Here is a 5,214-nt window from a genome sequence, read left to right as displayed (position 1 = left end):
TGTGTATCTTTGCATTCCTTAAAATGAAGTTTACACTATGTTTGATAATTTAAGTGAAAAATTAGATAAAGCACTTCACGTACTAAAAGGTCACGGAAGTATTACAGAAGTTAATGTTGCTGAAACACTCAAGGAAGTCAGACGTGCCTTGCTCGATGCCGATGTCAATTTTAAGATTGCAAAGGAGTTTACAAATACAGTTAAAGAAAAGGCTCTTGGTCAAAATGTGTTGACAACTCTACAACCTGGCCAGTTAATGGTTAAGCTCGTTAAAGATGAGCTTACTGAACTTATGGGGGGAGATGCAGAAGGTATCAACCTAAGTGGAAACCCTTCAGTTATTTTGATGTCAGGTTTACAAGGAAGTGGTAAGACCACCTTTTCAGGAAAACTGGCCAACTACCTTAAAACCAAAAAAACAAAAAAACCTTTATTGGTAGCTTGTGATGTCTATCGCCCTGCGGCAATCAATCAGTTGCATGTGGTTGGAGAGCAAATAGGTGTTGAAGTCTTTAGTGATGAAGGCAATAAAAACCCGGTCCAAATTGCACAAAATGCCATTGCTCACGCTAAACAAAACGGTCACAATGTTGTTATAATAGATACAGCAGGTCGTTTGGCAGTTGATGAGGAGATGATGAATGAAATCTCAAATGTGCATAAAGCAATTAATCCTCAGGAAACATTGTTTGTGGTAGATGCAATGACCGGTCAAGATGCAGTAAATACTGCAAAGTCATTCAACGACCGACTGAATTTTGATGGAGTTGTATTAACAAAACTTGATGGGGATACCCGAGGTGGTGCAGCTATTTCAATTAAAAGTGTCGTCAATAAACCCATCAAATTTATTGGTACTGGTGAAAAAATGGATGCCATTGATGTGTTCTATCCAAATCGTATGGCCGATAGAATTCTCGGAATGGGAGATGTGGTTTCATTGGTAGAAAGGGCACAGGAGCAATATGACGAGGAGGAAGCAAGAAAAATTCAAAAGAAAATTGCTAAAAACCAATTTGGATTTGATGACTTTTTAAGTCAAATACAACAAATCAAAAAAATGGGAAGCATGAAGGACTTAATTGGGATGATTCCCGGTGCCGGAAAAGCCCTTAAAGATATTGACATTGATGACGATTCATTTAAACACATAGAAGCCATAATTCACTCCATGACTCTTGAGGAAAGAACAAACCCTTCAGTAATTAATGCAAGTAGAAAAAAACGAATTGGAAGAGGAAGTGGAACTTCAGTTCAAGAAGTGAATCAATTACTCAAACAATTCAACCAAATGAGTAAAATGATGAAAATGATGCAAGGTGGTGGCGGTAAGAAAATGATGCAAATGATGGGAAAAATGCGTTAAACATTAGTATTAACACTTTAGAAACTTAAAAACATCAAATCTTTAATTTATGAAAATACTAGACGGTAAAAAAGTTTCTAACGATTTAAAAAATGAAATTGCTCAAGAGGTTGATAAAATGAGAGCAAGGGGCGAAAAGGTTCCTCATCTTGCAGCCATTATTGTGGGAAATGATGGTGCCAGTTTAACTTATGTGGCCAGTAAAGTAAAAGCTTGTGAACGTGTAGGCTTTGAATCAACAATGGTGCGTTTACCGCACACTACAAGTGAATTGGAATTACTTCAGAAAATAAAAGAACTCAACAATAATGATGCTATAGATGGATTCATAATTCAATTGCCATTACCTCCTCAAATAAATACACAACGCGTTTTAATGGCTGTTGATCCCTCAAAAGATGTGGACGGTTTTCATCCTGAAAACTTTGGAAAAATGGCACTTGACATGAGTACCTTTATACCCGCAACTCCTTTTGGAATCCTTGAGCTTCTGGAGCGTTATAATGTTGAAACCAATGGAAAACACACTGTTGTAATTGGAAGAAGCCACATCGTGGGAAGACCCATGAGTATTTTGATGGGTCGAAAAGGATGGCCGGGAAATTCAACCGTAACATTAACCCACAGTCATACAAAAAATATTTCACAAATAACTTTGCAAGCAGATATTATAATCTCTGCATTGGGAGTACCCAAGTTTCTGAAAGCCGATATGGTAAAAGAAGGGGTAGTAATCATTGATGTTGGAATATCTAGGGTGCCAGATGAAAAGAAACCAAAGGGTTATGTGATAACCGGTGATGTAGATTATGAAAATGTCAGTAAAAAAGCATCTTTTATTACTCCAGTTCCAGGAGGTGTAGGGCCTATGACAATAGCAATGTTGCTCAAAAACACTCTTTTAGCTAGGGAACAAAGAAGACATAAAGAATAAAGTAATTATTTTTTAAACTCCTTACTAATCACAAACTCATCTTTATAAATCTTCAAAAGAACTAAAAAAAGGCTAATCAAAAGTGGTCCAAAAATCAGTCCGATAAATCCAAAAAGAGGCACTCCAATAATAACCCCAATCAATGTTATTAAAGGGTGAATATCAGCCAGCTTTTTTTGCACAACCATTCTGAATAAATGTCCTGTTGAAAAAAGAAGAATTACAACAGGAACAATTCCGATTGCGGTTCCAATAAAGGGTATCATTGATCCTATAGCAGTAATCACAAACCAAAACCAGGGATTTGGCACACCAAAAATAAAAAAACCAAGCAAAGCTACCAATCCCTGAATTATTGCAATCAAAGGAATTCCTATAGCATTTGATCTAACTACACTATCAACCTCTTTACCAATTGTGCTAATATTTTCAGGGCGCATAGGAAAATAGGTGTAAATAGACTCAATAAACTGTTTTCTGTTAACAAGCATATAATAAAGCAGAAAATATAAAATACTTAAGGCAATAAAAAGATTGAAAGTGTTTCCTAAAACACTTTGAAAATTATTAGATACCCAATTGGCGACTTCTTGAGAATCAAATGAAGTGAATAATTGAATGTTTAGTTGATTTTCAACAACCGATAAGTTGTCTTTTAAGATTGCTATAAAAGATTCTACTTTATTTAAGGCATTTTTCACTTTTGTTGAAAGCATTATTACAACAAGTCCAATAGGAACTAAAATTCCAACAAATGAGATAATCATAATCAATCCTGCAGCTGCAGATGGATTCCAACCTCTGGAAATCAGTCTTCTCATGGATTTTTTTGAGATAATATAAATAGTTATTGCTCCCAGTAATCCACTCATAAAAGGAGCTAATTCCATAAAAATTAAATAGCCGAGTGCCAGGATTAAAAAAAGTGTGAAAACCTGTCTGATGATATCTTGATGAATACGCTGCATAACTTTATTTTTTTATATAGTGTATACTAACTGTAGCTAATTCAGTGTTTGGATATTTTGAAAAATATTTTTTCTTGCTTTTTAATCCAATTTCATTTAAAACGTTTAAAAAAACATCAAGTTCAACAATATATTGATCTGAAAAACCGTGGGTTGCATCATAGGCTGTAACAGCTGTCTTTCCTATGTTTTTAGAAGCTAAACCAGGGGGAAGTGTGTGAAGCTCAATTAATAACAGGCCATGCTTCTTTATATAAGGCTCCCATTTTTGAAAATGTTCTTTTAAATTGAGCGCTACAAGATTGTTGTTTAATTTTTTTCCTCGAAAAGCAAATGCACCTGTAGACTTTCCACTTGCCGTTTGATTTGTATCTTTTGGTTGTGTCCAAATTCTGTTGTGGTCTAAAAAAGTCCTCACATTGAGCAATTCCCCTAAATGAATCGAGTAGTCCTGATAAATTCTGTTTTCAAGTTGATCGGGATCTCCAATGTCTCCCCAAATAACTTTGGCCCAAATGTCAGCATTTACAAGGTTGGAACGCGTTACTTTCAGTGCTTCTTTATTGAAATCTACACCCACCAAAAACAAAGGGTAATCTTCAAGCAGGGTTCCTCTTAGTGTACGTTGTTCAATCACATCAAACAGGTGTATTAAAAAGGCACCGTTTCCACAACCCATATCAAGAATACCTTTGGGCTGTTCATCTATGGGCTTATTAAAAATTTCAATAATTATGTCATCAATTTCTCTAAAATAGGCAGTATGTGCTCCACCACTTCCCCAAACATTCATGACTCTGTCAACGTGAATTTCAGTTTTATTTTTTGGGTTTTCACGTATAGTTGCATAGTTGCCAAACAAAACATCCTCAATATTATTAAACGTGGGGATATAAGATACAGTAACTCCATATGCTGAGGCCCTTTTTGCAAAAAACAATCCCTTATCTGTAAAGGTATAGGTGTGTTCCTTTTTTTCAAACCAGTTAAGAAACGTATAAAAATCAAGGATTTTACGAAAACTTTCAGGGTCTTCGTGATACTCTTCAGCTCTGAATGATACTTCCATAAAGTATTTATGAAAAAAACCATTCATAGCCAATGCTACTGTCAGTGGCCCAACAAGGGCACCTTCAAGGTGTTTGAAAACTTGATGTTGAATTTCATTTTGAAGACTGTTTTCAGAGCTACTGAAACTTATTGATTGAAATTCTTCTAAAAGTTTTTGAATTTTATAAAAATCTGCTGGATTGGATTCTTTAGGATGAAAGTTTCTTGATAATTCTAAAAATTCAACCGCAAAACCATAATATTTGAATAATGAAAATGCTGTTTCACTTCGCTCATTTAATTGTATTAAAACTTCATTAGTTGAATTATTGATGGTATATTCAACCCATCCTTGAGAGGCTAAAACTCTTAAAGCAACATTCAAATACCCTTCATTGGCATTGAAAAATTTTGAGACCTCTGAAAGTTTGTGCTGTTTAGTTGAAAGTATATATTTTGAAATATTCCTTTTAAAAAATTGATGAGCAACAGGAGCAACGGCAATGCCGTCTAAATGTCTAAAAAGCTCTTCTCTTAATTCTGTTTTAGCTTGTTTTGTTAGCATAAAAAATCAGTTCATTGCATTGTAAATATACAATATACTAAGTTTGAAATTTAACTTTTAATCTCAGTCAATTAAAAAAAGCCCTGAAGATTGATTTTTTCAGGGCTTTTCAAGAATATCATAAATGCTTTTATTCGTTACCTTCCCATCCAACCATAAAAAACTTTATTTTAGCATCATCAGGGATATCTGAGGCCTCCACTTTTGCGCCAAATTGGTTTTTGATAGCATCAGGAAGAACTTCTTTGTCAATTGTAATATAAACGTCAGTTCCTTCAAGCGATATGACAATAGACCTCATGGTGTTTACAATTGAAGCTATTGCAAATTT

4 protein-coding genes and 1 pseudogene are annotated in these 5,214 nt (G+C 34.7%); 2 read left to right on the top strand and 3 right to left on the bottom strand.

Annotation, left to right across the window (positions count from 1 at the left end; all coding sequences use genetic code 11):
- Window positions 1-37 precede the first annotated feature (37 nt).
- A complete protein-coding gene (gene ffh / locus AACY61_RS08225; protein WP_339611089.1) occupies window positions 38-1,366 on the top strand; it encodes a signal recognition particle protein in 1,329 nt (442 codons plus the stop codon).
- Between the two features lie 49 nt (window positions 1,367-1,415).
- The gene (locus AACY61_RS08220) at window positions 1,416-2,300 is read left to right on the top strand and encodes a tetrahydrofolate dehydrogenase/cyclohydrolase catalytic domain-containing protein (RefSeq protein WP_339611088.1); all 885 of its coding nucleotides are present in this window, start codon (window positions 1,416-1,418) and stop codon (window positions 2,298-2,300) included.
- A 5-nt stretch (window positions 2,301-2,305) separates the two neighbouring features.
- Here AACY61_RS08220 and AACY61_RS08215 read toward each other — a convergent pair whose 3' ends face one another.
- The 3 genes and pseudogenes from AACY61_RS08215 to AACY61_RS08205 all read right to left on the bottom strand — a co-directional run.
- Window positions 2,306-3,268, bottom strand: coding sequence for an AI-2E family transporter (locus tag AACY61_RS08215; protein WP_339611087.1), 963 nt, complete (start codon window positions 3,266-3,268; stop codon window positions 2,306-2,308).
- Between the two features lie 4 nt (window positions 3,269-3,272).
- The gene (locus AACY61_RS08210) at window positions 3,273-4,883 is read right to left on the bottom strand and encodes a class I SAM-dependent methyltransferase (protein WP_339611086.1); all 1,611 of its coding nucleotides are present in this window, start codon (window positions 4,881-4,883) and stop codon (window positions 3,273-3,275) included.
- Between the two features lie 130 nt (window positions 4,884-5,013).
- A pseudogene (locus AACY61_RS08205) lies at window positions 5,014-5,214 on the bottom strand (hypothetical protein); the annotation flags it as partial.

Origin of the sequence: uncultured Planktosalinus sp., from assembly GCF_963973675.1 — a bacterium.
Lineage (GTDB): Bacteria > Bacteroidota > Bacteroidia > Flavobacteriales > Flavobacteriaceae > Planktosalinus.
This window is presented reverse-complemented; position numbering and strand designations above follow the sequence as displayed.

What these genes read in the sequence shown, in the direction of transcription:
- AACY61_RS08210 (WP_339611086.1), bottom strand. Translation starts at nt 4,883, where the DNA reads ATGCTAACAAAACAAGCTAAAACAGAATTAAGAGAAGAGCTTTTTAGA.
- ffh (WP_339611089.1), top strand. Translation starts at nt 38, where the DNA reads ATGTTTGATAATTTAAGTGAAAAATTAGATAAAGCACTTCACGTACTA.
- AACY61_RS08220 (WP_339611088.1), top strand. Translation starts at nt 1,416, where the DNA reads ATGAAAATACTAGACGGTAAAAAAGTTTCTAACGATTTAAAAAATGAA.
- AACY61_RS08215 (WP_339611087.1), bottom strand. Translation starts at nt 3,268, where the DNA reads ATGCAGCGTATTCATCAAGATATCATCAGACAGGTTTTCACACTTTTT.